Origin of the sequence: Liquorilactobacillus nagelii DSM 13675, assembly GCF_019444005.1 — a bacterium.
Classification (GTDB): domain Bacteria; phylum Bacillota; class Bacilli; order Lactobacillales; family Lactobacillaceae; genus Liquorilactobacillus; species Liquorilactobacillus nagelii.
Genome location: NZ_CP049304.1, coordinates 1,553,220 through 1,573,931 on the forward strand (window position 1 = coordinate 1,553,220; position 20,712 = coordinate 1,573,931).

The window sequence follows — 20,712 nt, forward strand, 5'->3', positions numbered from 1 at the left end:
ACATTTAATCAGTGTAACTTTAGCATGACAATAAAGTAATTGTCAATTCTTAGAATCTTTTTTCTCTTCTAATTTTTTTCGCAAAGTATTCAATTTTTGTAATTGCTGTTTATCCCATGGAACCCGTCTGACACTAGCTTCATCCTGATATTTTTGTGATTGATTCTTTATCTCTTGATCAGCTCGTTTAATATCACGTTCCAACTCCCAAGCTGGGATTCGCATTGCACCTTGGGAAAAAATCGTCCATTGTTCGGCCTGATCACTCGTCGCAACTGTAACTAAAGTTAGCGGGGACTGTAATTGCTTAGTCAAAGCTTCAATATAAGAATCAGCGGTTTGCTCCTCAGCTGTCCAAACAACTTCCAGACCAGTCTGCTGATAATTTTGAGCCAGTCCGGGAACATACATAGCATCAAATACCACAATAATTTGATAATTTCGCTGTCGCCTGAAATTAGCTAAGATATGCAACAATGAATCACGGGCATCTTCCAAGCGACCAGCTTGTTTTAATTTATTCAATTTTGGCCAATTACCAATCATATTATAAGCATCAACAATCAAAATGTTACGTTTCATACTAATTACCTCTTGAAGTAAATCCTTGATAAATCAATAATCCAGCCGCAACACTAGCATTAAGGCTTTGCACATGTCCAATCATCGGTATTGTTAACAATTGATCACATTGTGCTTTTAATAACGGTGAGATCCCTTTACCTTCGTTACCAATAATCAAAGCCACTGGCCCTTGAGCATTCCATTGTCGATAATCCTGTCCCGCCATATCTGTACCAAAAATCCAAAAGTTTTCCTTTTTTAATTGTTTGACAGTCTGAACCAAATTGCTAACTCGGGCAACTGGCACATGCTCAATTGCGCCAGTTGAAGTTTTAGCAACGGTTGCAGTCAGTTGGACTGCTCGCCGTTGCGGAATAATGATTCCGGTAACCCCAGCTGCATCGGCAGTTCGCATGATTGATCCCAAGTTATGGGGATCTTCGATATTATCTAGAATCAATAAAAAAGGATCCTGATGGTGTTGGGTTGTTTGTTGTAAGATTTCATTTAAATCAGCATACTGATAAGCTGCTAGAGTTAGCAAAACACCTTGATGATTTTGCTGTTTAGTTAACTCATCCAACTTCGTTTTAGGAACACGTGAAATAATTATCTTTCTTTGTTTGGCTAGTTTTTCAATTTTTGCAGCAAAACTCGGTTGAATTCCTTTCTGTAAAAAAATTTTATTAACTGGCCTTTCACTTTCAAGTGCTGCTAAAACAGGATGACGCCCACTAATAAATTCTGTTTGCTTGTCTTGCTCATCATTTGGTTTTTGTTTCATTTTGCTTCCTTTCAACTTGTTCGATACACCACTCAGCTAATTCTTGTAATCGTTGAGTTTGACCGCTTAAATACAAATAGCCAAAAACAGCCTCAAAACCAGTTGAAATTCGGTAAGTCATTACGTCAGTATTTTTAGCTGTTGTATGGCTTTTGGCATTTCTCCCTCTTTTAAAAAACTCTAATTCTTCAGTCGTTAACTGCTTAGTTTCTTGCATTTGTTCAATTAGCCATGCCTGAGCTTTAGCTGATACAAAGTGTGTCGCTCGATGATGTAATTTATTTGGTTTAGTTAATCCATTACGCAACAAATGAGCTCGGACAAAAACCTCATAGGCAGCATCCCCCATATAGGCTAGTGCAATGCCATTTAAATCAGCTACATTTTCATTCATTTGCAAATTTCCACCTTGTTCCCTGTGGGGTATCTTCTAGCAAAATACCCTTGGCTTTTAACTGATCACGAATTGCATCACTTTGAGCAAAGTCTTGCTGCTGTCGAGCTTGATTTCGCTGTGCAATTAATTTTTCGACTTGTTCAGTCAAATCATGATCTTTAGTCTGGTCTGATAGTTTAATTCCTAAAACTGCAGTTAATTTGACTAAGGTCTGCTGGAGGCTAAGCAAGTCTTGGTGGCTAACTTTAGGTAACGTAACATAAATATTCAACTGCTTGGCCAATTCATAAATCGCCATCACAGCATTTTGAACATTAAAATCATCGTCCATTGCAGCTGTAAATTTCTGTTGTTGCTGAGTTATTAGTTCTTGACAAGCTGTTGATTGTGGTTCATCAATCGCCGTTTTTAATCGATAAGTTGCATTATGATAAGCTGTTTTTAGCTTCAATAAGTTAGCCGCAGCTTCTCTTAAATTAGTTTGACTATACCGAATCGGTCGTCGATATTGAGTTGTTGCCATAAAGAAACGTAAAACTTGGGGATCAATTTTCTTTAATAAATCATGAACCGTCACAAAGTTCCCCAGTGATTTGCTCATTTTGGCATCATCTTCACCAATCGTTACAAAGCCATTGTGTAACCAGTAATTAGCAAATTTTTTGCCAGTTTCCGCTTCACTTTGGGCAATCTCATTTTCATGATGTGGAAACTCCAAGTCTTGACCACCAGCATGAATATCAATTGTCTCACCTAAATATTTAGTTGCCATGACGGAACACTCAATATGCCACCCAGGACGTCCTTTACCCCAAGGTGACTGCCAGAAAATTTCATCCGGCTTAGCAGCTTTCCATAAAGCAAAGTCCAATGGATCTTCTTTTTTTTCTTCATCAATTGCGTTCAGTCGTTCGCTCGCGCCAAGTTCCAACTCATCAACTGATTGACCTGAAAGCTGGCCATAGTTTTTAAAATGCCGTGCTCGATAATAAACATCTCCAGCTGATTGATAAGCGTAGCCCTTATCGATCAACACTTGAATAAATTCGATGATTTCTGGCATTGTTTTTGTTACCCGTGGGTTTAAAGTAGCTCGCTTAATATTCAAAGCAGCGGTATCTTCATAAAAAGCTGCGATATATTTATCGGCTAATTGTTGTGGTGTAATCTGTTGCTCATGACTAGCCCGAATAATTTTATCATCAACATCCGTAAAATTAGAAACATATTCAACTTGGAAACCGCGAAATTCTAAATAACGCCGAATCGTATCAAAAGCAACCGCACTACGCGCATTACCAATATGAATATAATTATATACTGTCGGACCACAAACATACATTTTAATAGTCCCGGGAACTAATGGCTTAAATTTTTCTTTTTGTTTAGTTAATGTATTATACATTTGAAGCAATCAAATCGCCTCCTCATTTGAATTTTACCATATAATTAAAGGGCCGGGACAAGTTACTTGCTCCGAACCCTTCTGCTATCTTCCAAAATAATTTTTATTATTTGAGATTTTTCATTTCAGTTAAGGTTTGCTCTAAATGAGCTAACGCCTTTTTGCGCCCTAATAATTCAACCGAAGCTGCCAACTCTGGGCCGTGAGATTTACGAGTTGTCCCAATTCTAATTGGCATATATAATTTCCGACCACGAACTCCGGTTTCTGCTTGAATATCAAAAATTGCATTTTGAATTTCACCTGCATCAAATAACGGCATGCTTTTAACTTTTTCAATGAATTTTTCTAAGACTAAAACAGCATTTTCATCCCGTAATTCCGTCTTAGCTGCCTCATCTAAAACTGGTGGATCAAGGAAGAAAATTCCTGATAAATCAATAATTTCTCCCATATATGACATTTGCTGTTTAAACAAATCAGTTAAAGAACGCGCCCAAGCAACTGTTTTTGCATCGGGGTTTTCGGGTAATCGTTTTGCTCTAATCAATTGTTTGATTGATTCGTTAGCAATCCGATCCATCCGGGCATTCTTAACATATTGATTATTAACCCATTCCAATTTTTTGCCGTCAAATGAAGCCGGGGATCGGCTCAGACGCTTGGGATCAAACATTTTAATTAACTGCTTGCGAGTAAAAATTTCTTTTTCCCCAACCGGTGACCACCCCAGTAAAGTAATGAAATTAAACATTGCATCTGGCAAATACCCAAGTTCACGATACTGTTCAATAAACTGCAAGACACTTTCATCACGTTTAGATAGCTTTTTACCTGTTTCTGTATTAATAATCAAAGTCATATGTCCAAAGACTGGTGGTTCCCAACCAAATGCTTCGTAAACAACTAATTGTTTAGGAGTATTAGCAATATGATCATCGCCACGCAATACATGAGTAATCTGCATCATATGATCGTCAACTACTACTGCGAAATTATAAGTTGGCATACCATCACGTTTTTGAATAACAAAGTCACCACCAATTGTATCCGAATCAAAGCTGATTGGTCCTTTAACGATGTCATCAAACTCATAAGTTTTATTCTCAGGAACTCGAATTCGAACAACTGGCTTCAGACCAGCAGCTCTATCTGCCGCCTGTTTTTCTTTAATTTCTTCCGCAGTCATTCCCTGATATTCATAAACATAATGAGGGGCAACTCCTTGTGCACGCTGTTCTTCACGTTGCTTAGTTAGCTCCTCTTCAGTCACGAATGATTCATAAGCTTGTCCATTATCTAATAACTTTTGGATTAAAGGCTTATAAATTGAAAGCCTTTCAGATTGACGATAAGGCCCAAAATCACCTGGCTTGTCTGGACCTTCATCCCAATCCATTCCTAACCACTTTAGGTTATCTAACTGACTTCTTTCACCGTCCGCGATGTTTCTTTTTAAGTCAGTATCCTCAATCCTGATTACAAATGTGCCGCCATTGTGACGAGCAAATAAATAATTAAACAATGCAGTCCGGGCATTGCCGATATGCAAATGACCGGTCGGACTCGGAGCATAACGTACACGAATCTTTTTATCTGCCAATGTTAGCGCCTCTTCCTATTTTGATTTTAACTATTCAATAAAAATAGTCGATACAACCGATATTTTACACTGAAAAATTGAAAAAATAAACCTACTATCGCCGCACAAACTAATTTTTTTCTTTGATTCCACGAGTTGAGTGGGATGGTTTGGCGAAAATCATGCGACCAGCATCTGTTTGCAAAGCGCTAGTAACCTCAACTTCAACTTGCTTGTTCAAATAATATCGTCCATCTTCAACAACAATCATTGTTCCGTCATCAAGATACGCAACCCCTTGCTGCCGTTCGGTTCCATTTTTAATAACCGTAACTGTCATTTTTTCACCAGGAACCACCCGTGGCCGTAACGCCTTAGCTAAGGCATTAACATTTAAAACTTCAACATTTTGAAATTCACTAACTTTATTCAAATTATAGTCATTGGTAATGATGACTGCATCGATCATTTTAGCTAACTTAATTAATTTGCTATCGACTTCAGCAATATCTTCAAAGTCGCCTTCATACATTTCAACCGGTGTTTTCTTTTCTTTGCGTAATTTGTTCAAAATATCTAATCCACGACGGCCACGTACTCTTTTCACACTATCAGCCGAATCAGCAATATATTGCAATTCATACAAAACAAAATTTGGAACTACTAGTTTTCCTTCAATAAATCCGGTTTGAACTAAATCATAAATCCGACCATCAATCAAAATGTTGGTATCTAATAACTTCAACCGATGAAAATTATCATCGACTTTTCGTTCTAAAACTGGTGACTGTTCATCCTTTCTTATTTTCTGTTCATTCTTTTTTCTAATTACCAATAATTTCTTCAAATCATCTAGATGGTTCTTGCCGACAATAAAACCTAAGTATCCTAAAATCAACATTAAAATTATTGGCAAAATCGTATTTAAGAAAAATAATTGCGAATGCGAAAACAAGGTTGAAATCAAAACTGCAATCAATAAGCCAATTACAGTTGACACACTTGTTGAGATAATGATTAAGGGACTTTGCCGAGCTAAACTAGCCTCAATTTTTTTTATAGCATTTTCCAATGGTGTGGTTGCAAAAACTGAAACCACAAGCATTACTAGCAAACCAACCACCATATTAACAAAAGCATTGTTTAAATAAAAATTAGTGCGCATCCCGGCAATCAGCCATAAATATGGCATAAATGAATAACCTGCGCCAATTCCCAGTGCGATAAAGATAATTTTAATGATTTTTCTACGCATTCTATTACTCCTTTCAACTTATTTTGCAAAAACTACTTTTAAGGCTTGAGCTAAAGTCGTTACCGGCAAAACTTCAATTGCCGCTGGCACCTGCCAGCCCGTCAAATTATTTTTCGGAATGATTGCTCGTTTAAAGCCTAATTTTGCAGCTTCAACGACCCGTGTCTCAATTCGATTAACTCGGCGAACCTCACCAGTCAAGCCCAATTCACCGATAAAACAATCCGTTGGACGCGTGCCAAGGTCGCGATAACTTGAAGCAATGCTAATTGCTAAAGCCAAATCAATTGCTGGCTCATCCAGTTTAACACCACCTGCCGCCTTTAGATAAGCATCTTGATTTTGTAATAACAAACCAGCCCTTTTTTCTAAAACTGCCATAATTAAAGATACCCGATTGTGATCCAATCCAGTAGTTGTGCGTTTAGCATTGCCGAAAGCAGTTGGCGTTACTAGTGCTTGAACCTCTGCCAGAATTGGCCGAGTTCCTTCAAGAGACGCTACCACAGCCGATCCAGTTGCCCCTTGCAGTCGTTCTTCTAAAAAAATTTCCGATGGATTGGCCACTTCTGCCAAACCACTTTCTCGCATTTCAAAAATTCCAATTTCATTAGTTGAACCAAAGCGATTTTTTACAGCTCTTAAAATTCGATAGGCGTGATGTAAGTCACCTTCAAAATATAAAACTGTATCTACCATATGTTCCAAAATTTTGGGGCCAGCAATTGCTCCCCCCTTAGTTACATGTCCCACAATAAAAATTGTAATATCATTTGTCTTAGCAATTTTCAATAATTCCGCAGTAACTTCTCGAATTTGAGCAACACTGCCAATTGCCGAAGTCAGCTCTGGCTCTTGCATCGTCTGAACCGAATCAATTACCATAAAATCTGGTTTTAATTGACTAGCTGCTTGCCGAATTACTTGCATATCTGTTTCTGGATAAAGATAGAAACAGTCTCCACTAACCCCCAAACGTTGCGAACGCAGTTTAATCTGCAAGGCACTCTCTTCTCCTGAAACATATAAAACTTTCTTTTTAGCCGCTGCTAATTGACCTGAAACTTGCATTAATAATGTTGATTTACCAATTCCGGGATCTCCACCAATTAAAACTAACGATCCTGGAACAATTCCGCCACCCAAGACTCGATTAAGTTCAGCCATTTTGGTTACATAACGTGGACTCTCATGAACATCAACTTGACTTAGTAACTGTGGTTTGCTTGATCGATGGTCGCCAACTGTAGCCCAATTATTGTTTTTTTTGTTAGAAGACTCTTCAATTTCTTCAACTAAACTATTCCAGTTGCCACAATTGGGGCAACGACCTAGGTAACGCGGTGAACTATATCCGCAATTCTGACATACATACTGTGTCTTAACTTTAGCCATATACCCTCCTTATTTCACATATCCTACCATAACCGATTTAAATCAACCTAAATATTTGATAGTTCTTTAAAGATTCTTATTTTCCGGATGAACCAAACCCACCTTGACGCTTTTGCTGTGGTTTAACTTCAGCATCAACTGCCAAAAACGGCAGAAAAATTCCTTGACCTATCCGCTCGCCTTTTTTGATTAGTCGATCTTTCAATCCAAAATTTAACAATTGAAAAAAAATTTCCCCTTCATTTGTTTGATTATTATAGTAATCTGCATCAACAATCCCAACTCCATTAGGTAAAATTAAGCGTCGCTTCAACGGATTACTGGAACGGTTCGCTAAAAGTAAAAATTCATCTGGCTGCATGTAAGCTTTAATTCCAGTCGGCACCAATAATGGTTGCAAACTCTTTTCAGCTACCTGGGTTTCAGTCTCTGAAATCTCTGTCGCCGATTTAATAATCAGTTGCCATAAAACTTTAATAAATTTAGGCTGCCAAATACTTGGTAAAATAAAATCTTTAGCAGCAAAAAAATCATAACCAGCTGCTTGTTGAGTTGCTCTAACTGGCAACTTAATCTTTTTATCAGCATAACTGCTAACAATTTTAAAACCACGCTTCATATGTATCAACTCTCTTTTTCATTTTGTTTGTATTATTCATTCTACCATAAAATACCTAGATAACAGCCGCAGTAATTCAGAACTTCATATGCTATAATTCAATCGAGGTGATTTTATGGAACAGATCTTGTCGAATAGTTCTTTCGACCTTTTTACTGAAACAAATACATTTAAACCAGTTGCTCATTTAGGAATTTGCAAACTTTCAGAACAAAAAATAATTTTACTTGAACATACTTGGGTCGATCCGCAAAAACGTCATCAAGGCTGGGCTGAAAAATTGCTAACTGCTTTTATGCAAGTAAACGAGTTTCAGGAATTCAAGATCTTGCCACTTTGTCCTTATGCTAAATTCTTTTTTTCACAGCATCCTGAATTTAAACATCATTTAATCAATCAATAAATATTTTCAAGGGAGTTAAAAATTTATGAATCAGAATCAATTAAAACAACAAGTTGGTCAAAAAGCTGCCGAATTAGTTGAAGATCAGACAATCGTCGGTTTAGGAACCGGAAGTACTGTTCGTTATTTAGTTGAAGCCTTAGGCAAAAGAGTTGCCGAAGAAAAACTAAACATTACTGGTGTCGTTACTTCAAACGCAACTGCTGATTTAGCCCAAAAATGTGGAATTAAATTGAAATCAGTTGATGAAGTTGAACAAATTGATATGACAATTGATGGTGCCGATGAAATCAGTGCTGATTTTCAAGGAATCAAAGGCGGTGGTGCAGCTTTACTTTTCGAAAAGATTGTCGCTACTAACTCAAAGAAAAACGTTTGGATTGTTGATCAAAGCAAGCTAAAAAAGCAGTTAGGTGCTTTTCCTCTTCCCGTTGAAGTTATTCCTTACGGTAGCCAAAAAATTTTTGAACGTTTCCAGCAAGCTGGTTATCAGCCCACTTTTCGTTTAACCGCCGATCAACAAAAGAAAAAAACTGATTCAGGTAACTTTATAATTGATTTACATCTACAGCAAATTGAAAATCCTCAAGCTTTAGCAACTAAACTCATTCAACAAGTTGGGGTAGTTGAACATGGACTATTTTTAAATCTCGTTAATACCGTGATCGTCGGTACACCTACTGGGCCGCAAGTAATTACTGCTCGCTAAGTTTAAAGAGCTAATATTTACCTGCCTACTAATTTAGCATATAATAAACTTATTCTTAATAAGGGAGTTGACTTACTTTGACGAAAGCAATTAATGCAACCACATTAGCCGATTTCCAAAAAAATCTAGCTAATCGTCCTGAGCACACAATATTAGAAAGAGCCGTCACTAAAAATGGAATTTTGGCAACTGCTGCTGATTACCACTCTGCCGTTGCAATGAATCCAGTCTTTTCAATTGATCTTGATACCGGTGACGTGGCTAACCAAAAGCAATCTGGCCGCTGCTGGATGTTTGCCGCCCTAAATACCATGCGCCATGATATTAAAAATAAATTTGGTGTCCCTAAAGACTTTGAGCTTTCACAAAACTATACATTTTTCTGGGATAAGCTAGAAAAAGCAAATTACTTTTATGAAAATGTTCTAAAAACCGCTCAATTGCCAACATCTGATCGCAAAGTTGCTTGGTTAATGACCACACCGCAACAGGATGGTGGCCAATGGGATATGATTGTTGCCATTATTGAAAAATATGGTATTGTTCCCCAATCAGTGATGCCTGAGACTTACAACTCCTCTAAATCGGTTGAAGTTAATAGCTCACTTAATTTAAAATTACGTAAAGATGCTGTTAAACTTAGAAAATTAGTTGCAGATCAAGCAACCGATAACGAAATTGCTACTGCAAAAAAAGCAATGTTAACTGAAGTTTATCGCTTATTGGCTTATAGTTTTGGCGAACCACCAATTAAATTTGATTTTGAATATCGTGATGCTGATAAAAAATACCATATTGATCGTGACTTGACACCGCAAAGCTTCTTTAAAAAATATGTTGGTTGGGATCTTGATCAGTACGTTTCAGTAATCAATGGACCAACTGCCGATAAACCTTATAACAAGATGTATACTGTAGAAATGTTGGGAAATGTCGTCGATGGCCGACCAGTTCGTCATTTAAACGTCACTATGGATACTTTCCGCACCATCGCTCTAAAACAGCTCGAAGCTGGTGAAAGCGTTTGGTTTGGCTGTGACGTTGGCAAATCATCGGATCGTCAAAAAGGTATCATGGACACTGATTTGTATAAGCAGGATGAATTATTCGATATTGATTTTAATATGACTAAAGCTGAACGCTTAGATTACGGTCAAAGTTTAATGACCCATGCGATGGTATTAACAGGGGTTGATGTAGTTGATGGTCAACCAACCAAGTGGAAAGTCGAAAACTCTTGGGGTAAAAAAGTCGGAACTGATGGATTCTTTGTTATGAGTAATGACTGGATGAATGAATATTGTTATCAAGTCGTCGTCAATAAAAAATTCTTACCAGAAAAATTGCAAGAAGTTCTAAAAAAAGAAGCAAAAGTTTTAGCTCCTTGGGATCCAATGGGATCTTTGGCTTAGTTTCAAAATTTTTAAAATTTCTATTAACTAATGAAAAAGGCAGGCCAACTTTGACCTGCCTTTTTCATATTGGAACAAATGAACACAAATTTTTTACATGTGTAGCAACTTCAAATGACCAAAATTTCAATTTTTTATTTTAATTCTCTTTTTTGCATGATCTTCAATTTATCGTCTAGCGTATAAAGAATTGGCACAGCATTAGCAACTTCTACTCCATCAATTGAACGGTCGTCAATCTCTTCCAAATATTTGATAAGCGCTCTAAGGGTACTACCATGTGCTACAATTAATTGATTTTTGCCATGTAACAAGGCAGGGGCAATTTGGTCAAGCCAATATGGAATAATTCGATTAGAGGCCATCTCTAAACTTTCTGCTCGTGGTAAAATTGATTCTGGCCAAACCTGATAACGTCGCTCATGATCAGTTTGAGATAATAAAGGTGGTACGGTAGCAAAGCTCCGGCGCCATAATGCAACCTGTTTTTTTCCATAAATTTCACGTGTTTTATCTTTATTTAACCCTCTTAAAGCCCCATAATGTCTTTCATTTAAACGCCAAGTTTTTTTGATTGGAACCCAGTTTTCATGAATTTGATCAAGGACAATGTTTGAAGTTTCAATTGCTCGTGAAAGCAGTGAAGTATGTAATGTACTAAATTGAATTTCCACTCTAGCTAATAATTTACCAGCATCCAGTGCTTCATATCTACCCTGCTCAGTCAATGGAGAATCTGTCCAACCAGTATACTCATTTTCTTGATTTGCTAAACTTTGTCCATGACGTAATAGCACTAATTTAACCATCTCATAAATCTCCCTTACACCGAATAACTTCTTCTTTATCATAGCAAATATATTTATTAATGAGAAGAATTCATTCGAAATAAAAAGTCTTTGATAAGAATTTATCAAAGACTTTACTAAATAGTCGTGGTTTCGAAAAAAGGCAATTATTTAATTCGACCAGCAAAACTCGGTGGGAAGCCTGAGATGCTGCTAATCTTAACGTTTTCTCCTTCTGTTGGTGCATGAACAAATTGACCCCCGCCAATATAAATTGCAACATGGTATGAGGCACCTTTAGAACCCCAGAATAACAAATCTCCTGGTTGGGCTTGCGAAACTGATTCATAATTCACATAGCCTTCTTGTGCTACAGTGTTATGTGGCAAACTAACACCAAACATACTGTAAACATACATTGTTAAGCCTGAACAATCCATACCAGATAATGATGAGCCACCATATACATATGGAATATTCATCTTTGTCAAAGAAATTGCTGCTGCCACAACTGAACTCGTATTAACACTACTAGAACTAGTAGTGTTAGTGTTATCACTACTACTATCATCATTACTGCTATTGCTTGTTTTATATGCAGTTTGAACGGTAGTCTTGTTTGAATTATTATCGGTAACACTTGCAGCTGCCTTGCTAGCTGTCGCAACCGCTTGAACTGCTGTTACCTGATTTTTAGTTGTCTTAACAGTTTGTGCAGCCTTTTTCGCTGCTGCTAAAGCATCTTCAGCTTTTTTACGATCTGCATCTTCTTTTGACTTCTGTACTTTCAATTCAACTTTTTGAACCGCTAAATCTGCCAGTTGTTGATTTAAGCTGTTAGTTAATGATTTTTCTTTTGCTGCTGCCGCATCAACACTAGCCTTATCAGCAACTACTTTTTGCTTATCACTTTTTTGTTCACTCAATGTCTGGTTATTAGCATTAACCATTGTAGCAACAGTTGCTACTCGATCAATTGCATCACTCAAACTTTTAGCATCTGTCAAAAAAGCAATTAAAGAGCCAGTATCATTTGTTTGAGCTGAACGTGCTTGTTGAGCTAAATGACTCTTTCGAGCATTAATATTCTTACTCAAAGAATGAATTTCAGCTTGATCCTTAGTTTGTTGTGACTGTAATTTAGAAATTGTCTTCTGTGCTTGGTCTACTGATGCTTGAGTTTGTTCAATTTTAGAATTAACTGTCGAAATTTGTTCATCGGTCTTCGAAGCTGAAACATTATACGTTAAACCAATACTTGTTAAAAAAACTACTGCTGCCAACAGCAATTGTGGTCTTCTTTTCTTCACCACATTACACACCCCACGTCTATTTAGTTGCTATGTATTTTAAGTATTAATAACTTACCTTATCTATCTTAGCATTCAAATTAAAAAAAAATGGTTACATTCTATTTACAAAAGCTGCCATTGTTGCCGATAGTATGCGTTTTCATTACAATTAGATTTCAATTATTACATTTGTCAGTTTTCAGAATCTGTTTACGCTTAATTTATAATAAAAAAAGGAGCAATTTATGCCCCCGTCTTTAAATAATACTTTGATTACTCACTAAAATTTTTTTATTAACCAATGCTTTGCGTTATAACCATCAATACTGGTACAATGACTAATGATAATAACGTTGTTTCCGTTACCATAACCGCTGCATAATCGGCATCTGCATCGTATAAACTTGCAACAACCGGGGCATTCGTCATAACTGGCATAGCTGATTGTAAAATGAAAACCTGTTTCATCAACATTGGCATCTGCGATGGAGTAACTAATAATGTCATTAATACTGGAGCCAGCAAGAATCGTCCTAATAAAATTAAAATATTATCCTTGCCAAATGACAGTTTTCCTAAACCAGCATGAGAAATTGAAAATCCAATAAAAATCATCGATAAAGGTATTGTTAATCCACCAATATAGTCCAAATCATTGTCTACAAATTCTGGTAAATGCACTCGCAATAGTACTAAAATAACTCCAATAATAAATCCCAGTAAAGGTGGTGAAAAAATTTTTCCCAAGGTCTTTTTTAAATCAAAGTGGATAGCTTTGGTGCCATCACGTTGAATTAAATAAGTCCCAATAGTCCAAAAAATTGTTGTGTTAGCCATGTAATAAATCAATACATATGGGATACTAGCTTTGCCAAACAAAGCTTCATTGATTGGTAAACCAACAAAAACTGTATTTGAGTTAAAAAACATCGAAGAAAATAAACCCGCATGGCTGTCGCGGATGTGTAATAATTGAACAATAGCAAAAGCAATCATCATCAAAATCATCATCGACATGACCGGATAACGCAAATCCGGAATCATTACTGCTAGTTCACGAGCTGTAAACCGATGCGTAATTGTAGTAACCATGTAGCACGGCAAAGCTATTTGAGTAACAAGCTTGGCAATTAAACGACCAGAGTGTTCATCAAACCAGTTGCGTTCTGTCAAGATATATCCCAGCACAATCATTACTAGGATTACTAAGACCCCACCTATACTGTGTTCAAAAACTTGCATAACATTTTCCTACTTTCTAACCTGATTTTCATAAACATTTTCAAGTATAGCACAATCAAACATAACGTTTTTGTTTACAAGTCTTTTGCAAAAAAATTAATTTAGTCTTAAAAGTTTTTTTGAACAAGTCTTAAGTAATATTAAGTAGTATAATTTTTTCATAATATCTGTTTAAGGAGCTAACTATGAATAAACGTGATCAACAAGACCAAGACTATTTAGAAACACCCTTACGTCGAAATCCAAATCATAATTCTCATCAAAAAACGGCCAACCATGCTCGTCTTCGAAAAGCATGTGCCTTCTTGCTACTAATCTCCTTGGTTGCGTTTTATGGTGTTGGATTATATGCATACCACATGCTTGGCGCTGCAAAAACAACTATTAATGAAACATATAAAAAAACCAATGTTAAAAAGCTAAGGAACGTCTCGGATGTTCTACAGAAAAAGAAACCGTTCTCGATTTTATTGCTCGGTACCGATACTGGAGCATTAGGACGTACTGACAAAGGGCGGACCGATACAATTATTATTGCAACAGTCAATCCCCAAACCAAGCGAACAACTTTAACAAGTATTCCCCGTGATACTCAGGTAAAAGTTCCTGGCTCTGAAAACTCTTACGATAAAATCAATTCTGCTTACACTATCGGTGGAGTTTCAACAGCGATCAAAACCGTTCAAAATAGCCTGCACATTCCAATCGATTTTTATTTACTGATCAATATGGGAGGATTACGTAAATTAGTTGATGCAGTTGGTGGTATTACCATTAAACCTTTGCTAACTTTTAACTATAGCTACGCTCATGTGACTAAGGGAAAAACTGTGACCTTAAACGGGAAACAAGCACTTGCTTACTCCAGAATGCGTTATTCCGATCCAGAAGGCGATTATGGCCGGCAAAAGCGACAAAAACAGGTAATTAAAGCGATTGTCAGTAAAGCAATGTCTTCATCAACGATTAGTAATTACAAACAAATTTTAAATACGCTCCAAAATAATATGCAAACCGATCTAAGTTACAATGATATGTTAACAATCGAAACTAACTATAAATCGGCTGCTAGCTCAATCAAATCAGATGTACTTCAAGGCGAAGATGCGACCATTAATGGACTATCTTATCAAGTAGCAACTGCTAAAGAAAAGCAAAAGATTTCAGACAACATTCGCAGTGAATTAGGATTGGATCCTTCTACTGAAACATTTATTGGTCGTATTGATCAGACTTTTTCTGATGATGATGATAGCTACAGTTCTAGTACAACAAACTATAATTCCTATTCTAATAACAATAACGGATATAATAATTATCGCGGTAATTAGAAATTAATTAATTAATTCATCCTAAAAAAACAGTGGAAGCTAAGTTTCAGCTTTCACCGTTTTTTATTTTATCTTAGAATTAAAATCAATTATTTTCTCCAAAGAGATTTACCAAACATGCTCCAAATGCCAGCCCAGCTCCAAAGCCAGTTAACAATGCATACTTGGGCCGTTTACCTGCTTTCAATGCCTGATCAAGCCCAATTGCCACTCCAGCAGAAGATGTATTACCAATTTTAGTCACATTAATTGCAAAACGTTCAAGCGGAATTTCCAACTGCTGCGATAATTGTTCAATTAATCTTAAATTAGCTTGGTGTGGCACCACTAAACCAATTTGCTTAGCTGTAACATGTTGCTCAGTTAAAAAATTCTTTAAATATCGCGGAACATTGTTAGTGACAAAGTCATAGACCGCATGACCATCTTGATAAAAAGCATCTAGTTGTGGATACTGTCCCGCAGCAATTTGCTTAATAACTGGAATTCGTCCGCTATGAATCACTTCCGGTGCTGGTTTTGTTAATAATTTTTCCCCATAAAATAATTCTGCATTTGAATCCGTCGTCGTTGAAAGTAGCACTCCTCCTGCCCCGTCACCAAAGAAAACTGCTGATTTTCGATCCTGAAAATCAAGCATCTTAGAATTAACTTCACTCGCAATGACCATTGCGTGTTGAAACTGACCGCTACGCAAAAATTTTTCAGCAGTACTAAGTGCAAAAATGAATCCCGCACAGGCTGCGCTAACATCAAAAGCTACTGCTTTGGTTGCCCCAATTTTTTGTTGCACCAAAACAGCCGTTGCCGGCGTCAAAGAATCAGGGGTAATTGTCGCGACAATAATCAGATCAATTTCAGCTGCTGCTAATCCACTCGTCTTTAATAATTGTTGAGCAACTTCTGATCCTAAATCTGAAGTGTTTTGTTTGGTTGCATAATAACGTGTCTGAATGCCTGTGTGCTGCTGAATCCAACGATCATTGGTATCCATGATTTGACTCAGTTCTTGATTTGTCACAAGTTTCTTTGGTATATAGTGTGCACTTGCTGTCAATTTTATTGTTTTATTCACAAAAATTCGATCCTTCCATGTTAATGCAAAAAGGAGACTAGCTAAAAAAACTAAGGACCGACGCAAAACAAAATGTTTTACACCGGTCCCTATTATTATGCGGGTAAATGGATTCGAACCATCACGAGTTTTAACACTCACCAGATCCTTAGTCTGACGCGTCTGCCAATTCCGCCATACCCGCAACAACAGATGTAATTATACCAGAAACATCTGTCAAAAACAAGCTCAACTTGCAAAATGCGATCCTAATTTCAACTTTCCATGGCATCGTCCACAAACAAATTTTTGAAGGTTAATTTTCCGTTGACGATAATAACGTTGGCCACAATCACTGCAAACATATAAATAACGAAGTTTAAGCGGTTGTAATTGAGGAACATAACGAATACCTTGAGTAGACATTAATAAATTCTTAAATTCGCCTGCTTGGTGTGTATGTGGTTTTCCCATCAAATGCAGGTGATAATGACACAGTTCGTGTTTAATTACTCCAATCAGTAATTCCGTTTTGCCATGAATAACGACTAATGGATTAATTTCAATATTGTGTGTTACTAACAAATATCGGCCACCCGTAGTTCGTAACCTTGAATTGAAACTAGCCTGATGTTTAAATGGTCGCTGAAAAAACTGTCGCGAAATTTTTTCTGTTAAACGTTGTAGTTTTTGATCATTCCATTCAGACAATTTATTTCCAGAACTCATCATAAACATTAATCGGCAAATGACGCTTATGTTGAGTCTTCAAATACCAGTTTTCAATTTTTTTAGCTGCCGCTTCAGGAATCTCTTTGCCCTCTAAATAATCATCAATGTTCTGATAGGTTACTCCAAGCGCCACCTCATCAGCCAAAGCAGGACGATCCTCTTCTAGATCAGCAGTTGGTGTTTTCAAATACAAATGTTCTGGAGCTTGTAAAACTTTCAATAGTTGTTTCCCTTGACGTTTATCTAACCGCCAAATTGGAGTGATATCAGCACCACCATCCCCATACTTAGTATAAAAACCCGTAATAGCTTCTGCGGCATGATCAGTTCCTACAACTGCACCGTGAAGCGCGCCAGCGACACCATACTGAGCAATCATCCGCTGACGGGCTTTGATGTTTCCCTTATTGAAATCACTAACCTCTAACTTGTTCTCCAATAAGCTTGCAACCATCTGATCAGTAGCCGGTTTAATATTAACCCGAACCGTTTTGTCAGCTTGCATATATTCAATCGCATCCAATGCATCTTGCTCATCAGCTTGATTGCCATAAGGTAATCGAACAGCTATAAATTGATAAGTATCATCCTTTGTTTCCTGTCGCATTTCCGTAATTGCCAGCTGAGATAATTTACCCGTCAAAGTAGAATCTTGTCCCCCAGAAATTCCGAGAACCAAGGTTTTTAGAAAAGGATGCTTCTTCAAATATGCTTTCATGAAATCAATACTCCGTCGAATTTCGGCTTGCGGATCAATTTGTGGTTTAACCCGTAACTCTTTAATAATCTGTTGTTGTAATTTTTTCATTGAATTTCCTCCAGTGGTTAACAATATGTTATATCTTCTATCATCATTTTACGCTTTTTGATTTTCAAATTCATTATTTATTTTGAGCAATCCCAATCATAATTTAGTTTTTATCATTAGCTCCGTTTCTGTTATACTATAAACCAGTTCAGGAAGAAAGTAGGCTATCTATTTTGAAGCAATACGAAAAAATTAATATTTTAGGAATTAAATTTTCTAAATTAACTAATCAGCAACTCTTGCAGCAATTAACACTTGATCTACAACAAAAACAACGCCGCTTTATTGTAACAGCTAATCCAGAAATCGTTTTGTACGCCCGCAAGCATCCTGAATATGCGTCTGTCCTTAGAAAAGCTGACTTAATAACCGCCGATGGCATTGGGATTGTTATTGGATCAAATTTGCTAAAAAAACCATTGCCAGAACGAGTTACCGGTTTTGATACATTAAAAAAATTATTAAAAATTGCCGAAAATCAGCAGAAATCAGTTTATTTTCTAGGTGCCAAAACAGACGTTTTAAAAGCCGCTTTAAAAAATATCCAACAAGAATATCCTAATTTGCCAATCGCTGGTTACCATGACGGCTACTTTAAATCAGCTGATTCCATTGCTCAAACTATCCAGCAGCAAAAACCAGACATTGTTTTAGTAGCCCTCGGGTTTCCAAAACAAGAAAACTTTATTGACCAATATTCAATCGGTTCACATGGCATTTGGATGGGAGTTGGTGGCAGTTTTGATGTAATTGCTGGAAAAGTTAAGCGCGCTCCAGTTTTTTGGCAGCAGCATCATTTAGAATGGTGCTATCGCCTAATTCAAGAACCAAGCCGCTTACCCCGAATGCTGGCTCTGCCAAAATATCTTTTATTGATCCTCGGTCAAAAGTTTAAGCTACTTAAATAAATAATTTAAAATCACAGTACGTAAGTCAGAGATTTCAAAACAACTCCACGAAATTATCAAAAAAGGGATGGGTTAATTTAAATTAGCCCACCCTTTCTTTATACATCGGCAAAATTTTTTATTTTCAAACAATATAACGCACGTTCAATTATCAAACATATTATTATTTTATTTTTCTAAATAAAACTCAAACCGATTGCCAACATATTGCGTACGTACATATTCAAACGGCTGTCCATTAGTCAATTGGGTTACTTGATGCAACCGTAAAATTGCAGCTCCCCGTTTAATTTGTAAATACTCAGCAATTCTTTCTGATGCCAGCATCGCTGAAACCTTCTGCTGCGCATGACCAATCGCCAAGCCGTTTTTTTCTAAGACTCGATATAGGGAACTGGTTACATCTTCTTTGCTGAATTCTTTTACTAATTCATATGGGACCGTAGCAACATCAAAACAAATTGGGGTTTGATCAGCAAATCGAATTCGTTCCATACGCAAAACTAATTGGTTTTCGGTTAAATGGAGCTTCTCCATTTCACTCAAAGAAGGCGCTGCAACATGATAAGAAACAGTTTGACTAGAGGGAACCTTCCCTTGAGCTTTAGTCAGTTCAGAAAAACTAGTGATTCCGGACATCTTTTCTTGAACTTTTTGACTAGCTACAAAAGTTCCTGAACCAACACGTCGTTCCAAAATTCCTTCGTCAACCAACGTTTGTACCGCTTGTCGTAAGGTCATTCGGCTAACACCATAATCAGTAGCCAACTTTCTTTCCGCTGGTATTCGCTGACCAATTTTCCACTTTCCAGATTCAATTTTGCGTTTTATATCATTATGAATTTGGATATAAATTGGTGATGATGTCATGTTGTCAGCCCCCTAAATTAGTCAAGATAACGTCGTCCTAAACTATAAGTCTCTTTTAAGTTTAAACCTTGGTCAAAAATATTCAAGTCCGCATCTTTACCAACTTCTAATATTCCTTTATTACTCAATCCAAATTCTTTAGCTTGATTAACAGCTGCCATTTGAACTGCATCTTGTAATGAGCAGCCGGTAAAACGCATAATATTGCGAAAAGCATCTTGAAACTGCAAAACTGATCCTGCCAAATTGCCAGTTTCTAAGCGGGCTTGCTTGTCTTTAACAATAACTTTTTGTCCGCCTAACTCTGAAACTCCTTCCGGCATTCCCTTAGCCCGCATTGAATCTGTAACCAATTCCATCTTGTGCGGCCCTTTCAATTTATAAGCTAAACGAATCATATCCGGACAAACATGGAAACCATCAGCAATCATTTCACAGTAAATATTATCCTCTAAAAGTGCATGACCAGTAACTCCTGGTTGACGGTGTTTAAACTCACGCTGAGCATTGTAAAGATGAGTTACATGAGTAGCCTTAGAACGCAACAAATCTTCACGTTTGGCATTACTGTGACCAACAGAGGGAATAATTCCATGAGTTAAACAATAGTCTTCAAATTCCGCTGTATGCTCACTTTCGGGTGCAAAGGTTACTAATTTGACTAAATGACCTGATAATTCGTTCCAGTGATTAAAAAGCTCAATATCCGGAGCTTGAATATATTTTTCTGGTTGTGCTCCCTTAAAAACAGTAGAAATAAACGGTCCCTCAAGATGAATTCCCTGAATAACAGGATTCTTAGCCGCTGCTGCTTTAATTCCAAGCATCGCTTTAGCAATATTTTCATGAGATTGAGTCATTGTGGTTGCAAAATAGCTAGTAATTCCCTCATGAATCATCTGCTCAACCATTTGATCAATTTGATCTGGATCTCCATCCATTGCATCAAAACCATATCCACCATGGCTATGAACATCAATAAAGCCAGGAACAACAGTTGCTCCTGCTAAATCAAAAAACTGCTGATCTGTCTGTTTTGGATAGTACTCTGACATTGGACCAACTGCCAAGATTTTATCTGTGAAACGCAGATAGCCATCTTTTATTTCTTCATTTCCAGTAAAAATATCAGCATGTTTTAAAACAGTTTGCATTAAAATCA

At 37.0% G+C, this 20,712-nt stretch carries 21 protein-coding genes and 1 tRNA gene; 5 read left to right on the forward strand and 17 right to left on the reverse strand.

The features are described 5' to 3' along the window. Positions 1-42 precede the first annotated feature (42 nt). The 8 genes from G6O73_RS07900 to G6O73_RS07935 all read right to left on the reverse strand — a co-directional run bounded on the left by G6O73_RS07900 (position 43) and on the right by G6O73_RS07935 (position 8,001). Positions 43-582 (reverse strand): NYN domain-containing protein, encoded by a 540-nt coding sequence (locus tag G6O73_RS07900; RefSeq protein WP_057885099.1) that lies wholly within the window; start codon positions 580-582, stop codon positions 43-45. Position 583: 1 nt separating this feature from the next. Then, a complete protein-coding gene (rlmB, locus tag G6O73_RS07905) occupies positions 584-1,348 on the reverse strand; it encodes a 23S rRNA (guanosine(2251)-2'-O)-methyltransferase RlmB (RefSeq protein WP_057885100.1) in 765 nt (254 codons plus the stop codon). Continuing rightward, positions 1,329-1,742, reverse strand: coding sequence for a Mini-ribonuclease 3 (locus tag G6O73_RS07910; RefSeq protein ID WP_057885101.1), 414 nt, complete (start codon positions 1,740-1,742; stop codon positions 1,329-1,331). Before G6O73_RS07910 ends, rlmB begins: the two co-directional genes overlap by 20 nt. Continuing rightward, positions 1,735-3,159, reverse strand: a complete 1,425-nt coding sequence (gene cysS, locus G6O73_RS07915) for a cysteine--tRNA ligase (protein WP_148126296.1) — start codon at positions 3,157-3,159, stop codon at positions 1,735-1,737. Before cysS ends, G6O73_RS07910 begins: the two co-directional genes overlap by 8 nt. Positions 3,160-3,256: 97 nt before the next feature. Continuing rightward, positions 3,257-4,753, reverse strand: a complete 1,497-nt coding sequence (gene gltX / locus G6O73_RS07920) for a glutamate--tRNA ligase (RefSeq protein WP_057885103.1) — start codon at positions 4,751-4,753, stop codon at positions 3,257-3,259. A 109-nt stretch (positions 4,754-4,862) separates the two neighbouring features. Then, a complete protein-coding gene (locus G6O73_RS07925) occupies positions 4,863-5,987 on the reverse strand; it encodes a PIN/TRAM domain-containing protein (protein WP_057885104.1) in 1,125 nt (374 codons plus the stop codon). 18 nt (positions 5,988-6,005) lie between these two features. After that, the gene (radA, locus tag G6O73_RS07930; RefSeq protein WP_057885105.1) at positions 6,006-7,382 is read right to left on the reverse strand and encodes a DNA repair protein RadA; all 1,377 of its coding nucleotides are present in this window, start codon (positions 7,380-7,382) and stop codon (positions 6,006-6,008) included. A gap of 76 nt (positions 7,383-7,458) precedes the next feature. Further along, complete coding sequence (locus G6O73_RS07935; protein WP_057885106.1) at positions 7,459-8,001, reverse strand: dCTP deaminase/dUTPase family protein; 543 nt, start codon at positions 7,999-8,001, stop codon at positions 7,459-7,461. Between the two features lie 115 nt (positions 8,002-8,116). Between G6O73_RS07935 and G6O73_RS07940 the strand changes: the two genes are divergently transcribed. The 3 genes from G6O73_RS07940 to G6O73_RS07950 all read left to right on the forward strand — a co-directional run bounded on the left by G6O73_RS07940 (position 8,117) and on the right by G6O73_RS07950 (position 10,525). After that, on the forward strand, positions 8,117-8,404 hold the full coding sequence (locus G6O73_RS07940) for an N-acetyltransferase (protein ID WP_057885107.1): 288 nt from the start codon (positions 8,117-8,119) through the stop codon (positions 8,402-8,404). Positions 8,405-8,429: 25 nt separating this feature from the next. After that, a complete protein-coding gene (gene rpiA, locus G6O73_RS07945; RefSeq protein ID WP_057885108.1) occupies positions 8,430-9,113 on the forward strand; it encodes a ribose-5-phosphate isomerase RpiA in 684 nt (227 codons plus the stop codon). 77 nt (positions 9,114-9,190) lie between these two features. Beyond that, a complete protein-coding gene (locus G6O73_RS07950) occupies positions 9,191-10,525 on the forward strand; it encodes a C1 family peptidase (RefSeq protein ID WP_057885109.1) in 1,335 nt (444 codons plus the stop codon). Between the two features lie 134 nt (positions 10,526-10,659). Here the strand turns inward: G6O73_RS07950 and G6O73_RS07955 are convergent, their stop codons facing one another. The 3 genes from G6O73_RS07955 to G6O73_RS07965 all read right to left on the reverse strand — a co-directional run bounded on the left by G6O73_RS07955 (position 10,660) and on the right by G6O73_RS07965 (position 13,847). Continuing rightward, positions 10,660-11,334 (reverse strand): 2,3-bisphosphoglycerate-dependent phosphoglycerate mutase, encoded by a 675-nt coding sequence (locus G6O73_RS07955; RefSeq protein WP_057885110.1) that lies wholly within the window; start codon positions 11,332-11,334, stop codon positions 10,660-10,662. A gap of 146 nt (positions 11,335-11,480) precedes the next feature. After that, positions 11,481-12,623 (reverse strand): C40 family peptidase, encoded by a 1,143-nt coding sequence (locus G6O73_RS07960; protein ID WP_228956654.1) that lies wholly within the window; start codon positions 12,621-12,623, stop codon positions 11,481-11,483. 276 nt (positions 12,624-12,899) lie between these two features. Next, on the reverse strand, positions 12,900-13,847 hold the full coding sequence (locus tag G6O73_RS07965) for an AEC family transporter (protein WP_057885112.1): 948 nt from the start codon (positions 13,845-13,847) through the stop codon (positions 12,900-12,902). A gap of 185 nt (positions 13,848-14,032) precedes the next feature. Here G6O73_RS07965 and G6O73_RS07970 point away from each other — a divergent pair, with 185 nt between their 5' ends. Next, a complete protein-coding gene (locus tag G6O73_RS07970) occupies positions 14,033-15,178 on the forward strand; it encodes an LCP family glycopolymer transferase (protein WP_057885113.1) in 1,146 nt (381 codons plus the stop codon). A gap of 85 nt (positions 15,179-15,263) precedes the next feature. On the opposite strand, the gene G6O73_RS07975 is transcribed toward G6O73_RS07970, so the two are convergent. The 4 genes from G6O73_RS07975 to nadE form a co-directional block, all read right to left on the reverse strand. Then, the gene (locus G6O73_RS07975) at positions 15,264-16,253 is read right to left on the reverse strand and encodes a beta-ketoacyl-ACP synthase III (RefSeq protein WP_057885121.1); all 990 of its coding nucleotides are present in this window, start codon (positions 16,251-16,253) and stop codon (positions 15,264-15,266) included. 98 nt (positions 16,254-16,351) lie between these two features. After that, positions 16,352-16,437: transfer RNA gene (locus G6O73_RS07980), tRNA-Leu, on the reverse strand. Positions 16,438-16,481: 44 nt separating this feature from the next. Next, on the reverse strand, positions 16,482-16,961 hold the full coding sequence (locus tag G6O73_RS07985) for a SprT family protein (protein WP_057885122.1): 480 nt from the start codon (positions 16,959-16,961) through the stop codon (positions 16,482-16,484). Then, positions 16,945-17,772 (reverse strand): ammonia-dependent NAD(+) synthetase, encoded by an 828-nt coding sequence (nadE, locus tag G6O73_RS07990; RefSeq protein WP_057885114.1) that lies wholly within the window; start codon positions 17,770-17,772, stop codon positions 16,945-16,947. The genes G6O73_RS07985 and nadE overlap by 17 nt, the downstream gene beginning before the upstream one ends. 170 nt (positions 17,773-17,942) lie before the next feature. On the opposite strand from nadE, the gene G6O73_RS07995 reads away from it, so the two are divergent. Beyond that, positions 17,943-18,680 carry a WecB/TagA/CpsF family glycosyltransferase gene (locus tag G6O73_RS07995; protein WP_057885115.1) on the forward strand — a complete coding sequence of 246 codons (738 nt, stop codon included), beginning with the start codon at positions 17,943-17,945 and terminating at the stop codon, positions 18,678-18,680. A 168-nt stretch (positions 18,681-18,848) separates the two neighbouring features. Here G6O73_RS07995 and G6O73_RS08000 read toward each other — a convergent pair whose 3' ends face one another. Then, complete coding sequence (locus G6O73_RS08000; protein ID WP_057885116.1) at positions 18,849-19,550, reverse strand: GntR family transcriptional regulator; 702 nt, start codon at positions 19,548-19,550, stop codon at positions 18,849-18,851. Positions 19,551-19,567: 17 nt separating this feature from the next. After that, positions 19,568-20,704, reverse strand: coding sequence for an N-acetylglucosamine-6-phosphate deacetylase (nagA, locus tag G6O73_RS08005; protein ID WP_057885123.1), 1,137 nt, complete (start codon positions 20,702-20,704; stop codon positions 19,568-19,570). Positions 20,705-20,712: the final 8 nt, after the last annotated feature.

What these genes read in the sequence shown, in the direction of transcription:
- G6O73_RS07900 (WP_057885099.1), bottom strand. Translation starts at nt 582, where the DNA reads ATGAAACGTAACATTTTGATTGTTGATGCTTATAATATGATTGGTAAT.
- rlmB (WP_057885100.1), bottom strand. Translation starts at nt 1,348, where the DNA reads ATGAAACAAAAACCAAATGATGAGCAAGACAAGCAAACAGAATTTATT.
- G6O73_RS07910 (WP_057885101.1), bottom strand. Translation starts at nt 1,742, where the DNA reads ATGAATGAAAATGTAGCTGATTTAAATGGCATTGCACTAGCCTATATG.
- G6O73_RS07925 (WP_057885104.1), bottom strand. Translation starts at nt 5,987, where the DNA reads ATGCGTAGAAAAATCATTAAAATTATCTTTATCGCACTGGGAATTGGC.
- radA (WP_057885105.1), bottom strand. Translation starts at nt 7,382, where the DNA reads ATGGCTAAAGTTAAGACACAGTATGTATGTCAGAATTGCGGATATAGT.
- G6O73_RS07935 (WP_057885106.1), bottom strand. Translation starts at nt 8,001, where the DNA reads ATGAAGCGTGGTTTTAAAATTGTTAGCAGTTATGCTGATAAAAAGATT.
- G6O73_RS07940 (WP_057885107.1), top strand. Translation starts at nt 8,117, where the DNA reads ATGGAACAGATCTTGTCGAATAGTTCTTTCGACCTTTTTACTGAAACA.
- rpiA (WP_057885108.1), top strand. Translation starts at nt 8,430, where the DNA reads ATGAATCAGAATCAATTAAAACAACAAGTTGGTCAAAAAGCTGCCGAA.
- G6O73_RS07955 (WP_057885110.1), bottom strand. Translation starts at nt 11,334, where the DNA reads ATGGTTAAATTAGTGCTATTACGTCATGGACAAAGTTTAGCAAATCAA.
- G6O73_RS07965 (WP_057885112.1), bottom strand. Translation starts at nt 13,847, where the DNA reads ATGCAAGTTTTTGAACACAGTATAGGTGGGGTCTTAGTAATCCTAGTA.
- G6O73_RS07970 (WP_057885113.1), top strand. Translation starts at nt 14,033, where the DNA reads ATGAATAAACGTGATCAACAAGACCAAGACTATTTAGAAACACCCTTA.
- G6O73_RS07985 (WP_057885122.1), bottom strand. Translation starts at nt 16,961, where the DNA reads ATGAGTTCTGGAAATAAATTGTCTGAATGGAATGATCAAAAACTACAA.
- nadE (WP_057885114.1), bottom strand. Translation starts at nt 17,772, where the DNA reads ATGAAAAAATTACAACAACAGATTATTAAAGAGTTACGGGTTAAACCA.
- G6O73_RS08000 (WP_057885116.1), bottom strand. Translation starts at nt 19,550, where the DNA reads ATGACATCATCACCAATTTATATCCAAATTCATAATGATATAAAACGC.
- nagA (WP_057885123.1), bottom strand. Translation starts at nt 20,704, where the DNA reads ATGCAAACTGTTTTAAAACATGCTGATATTTTTACTGGAAATGAAGAA.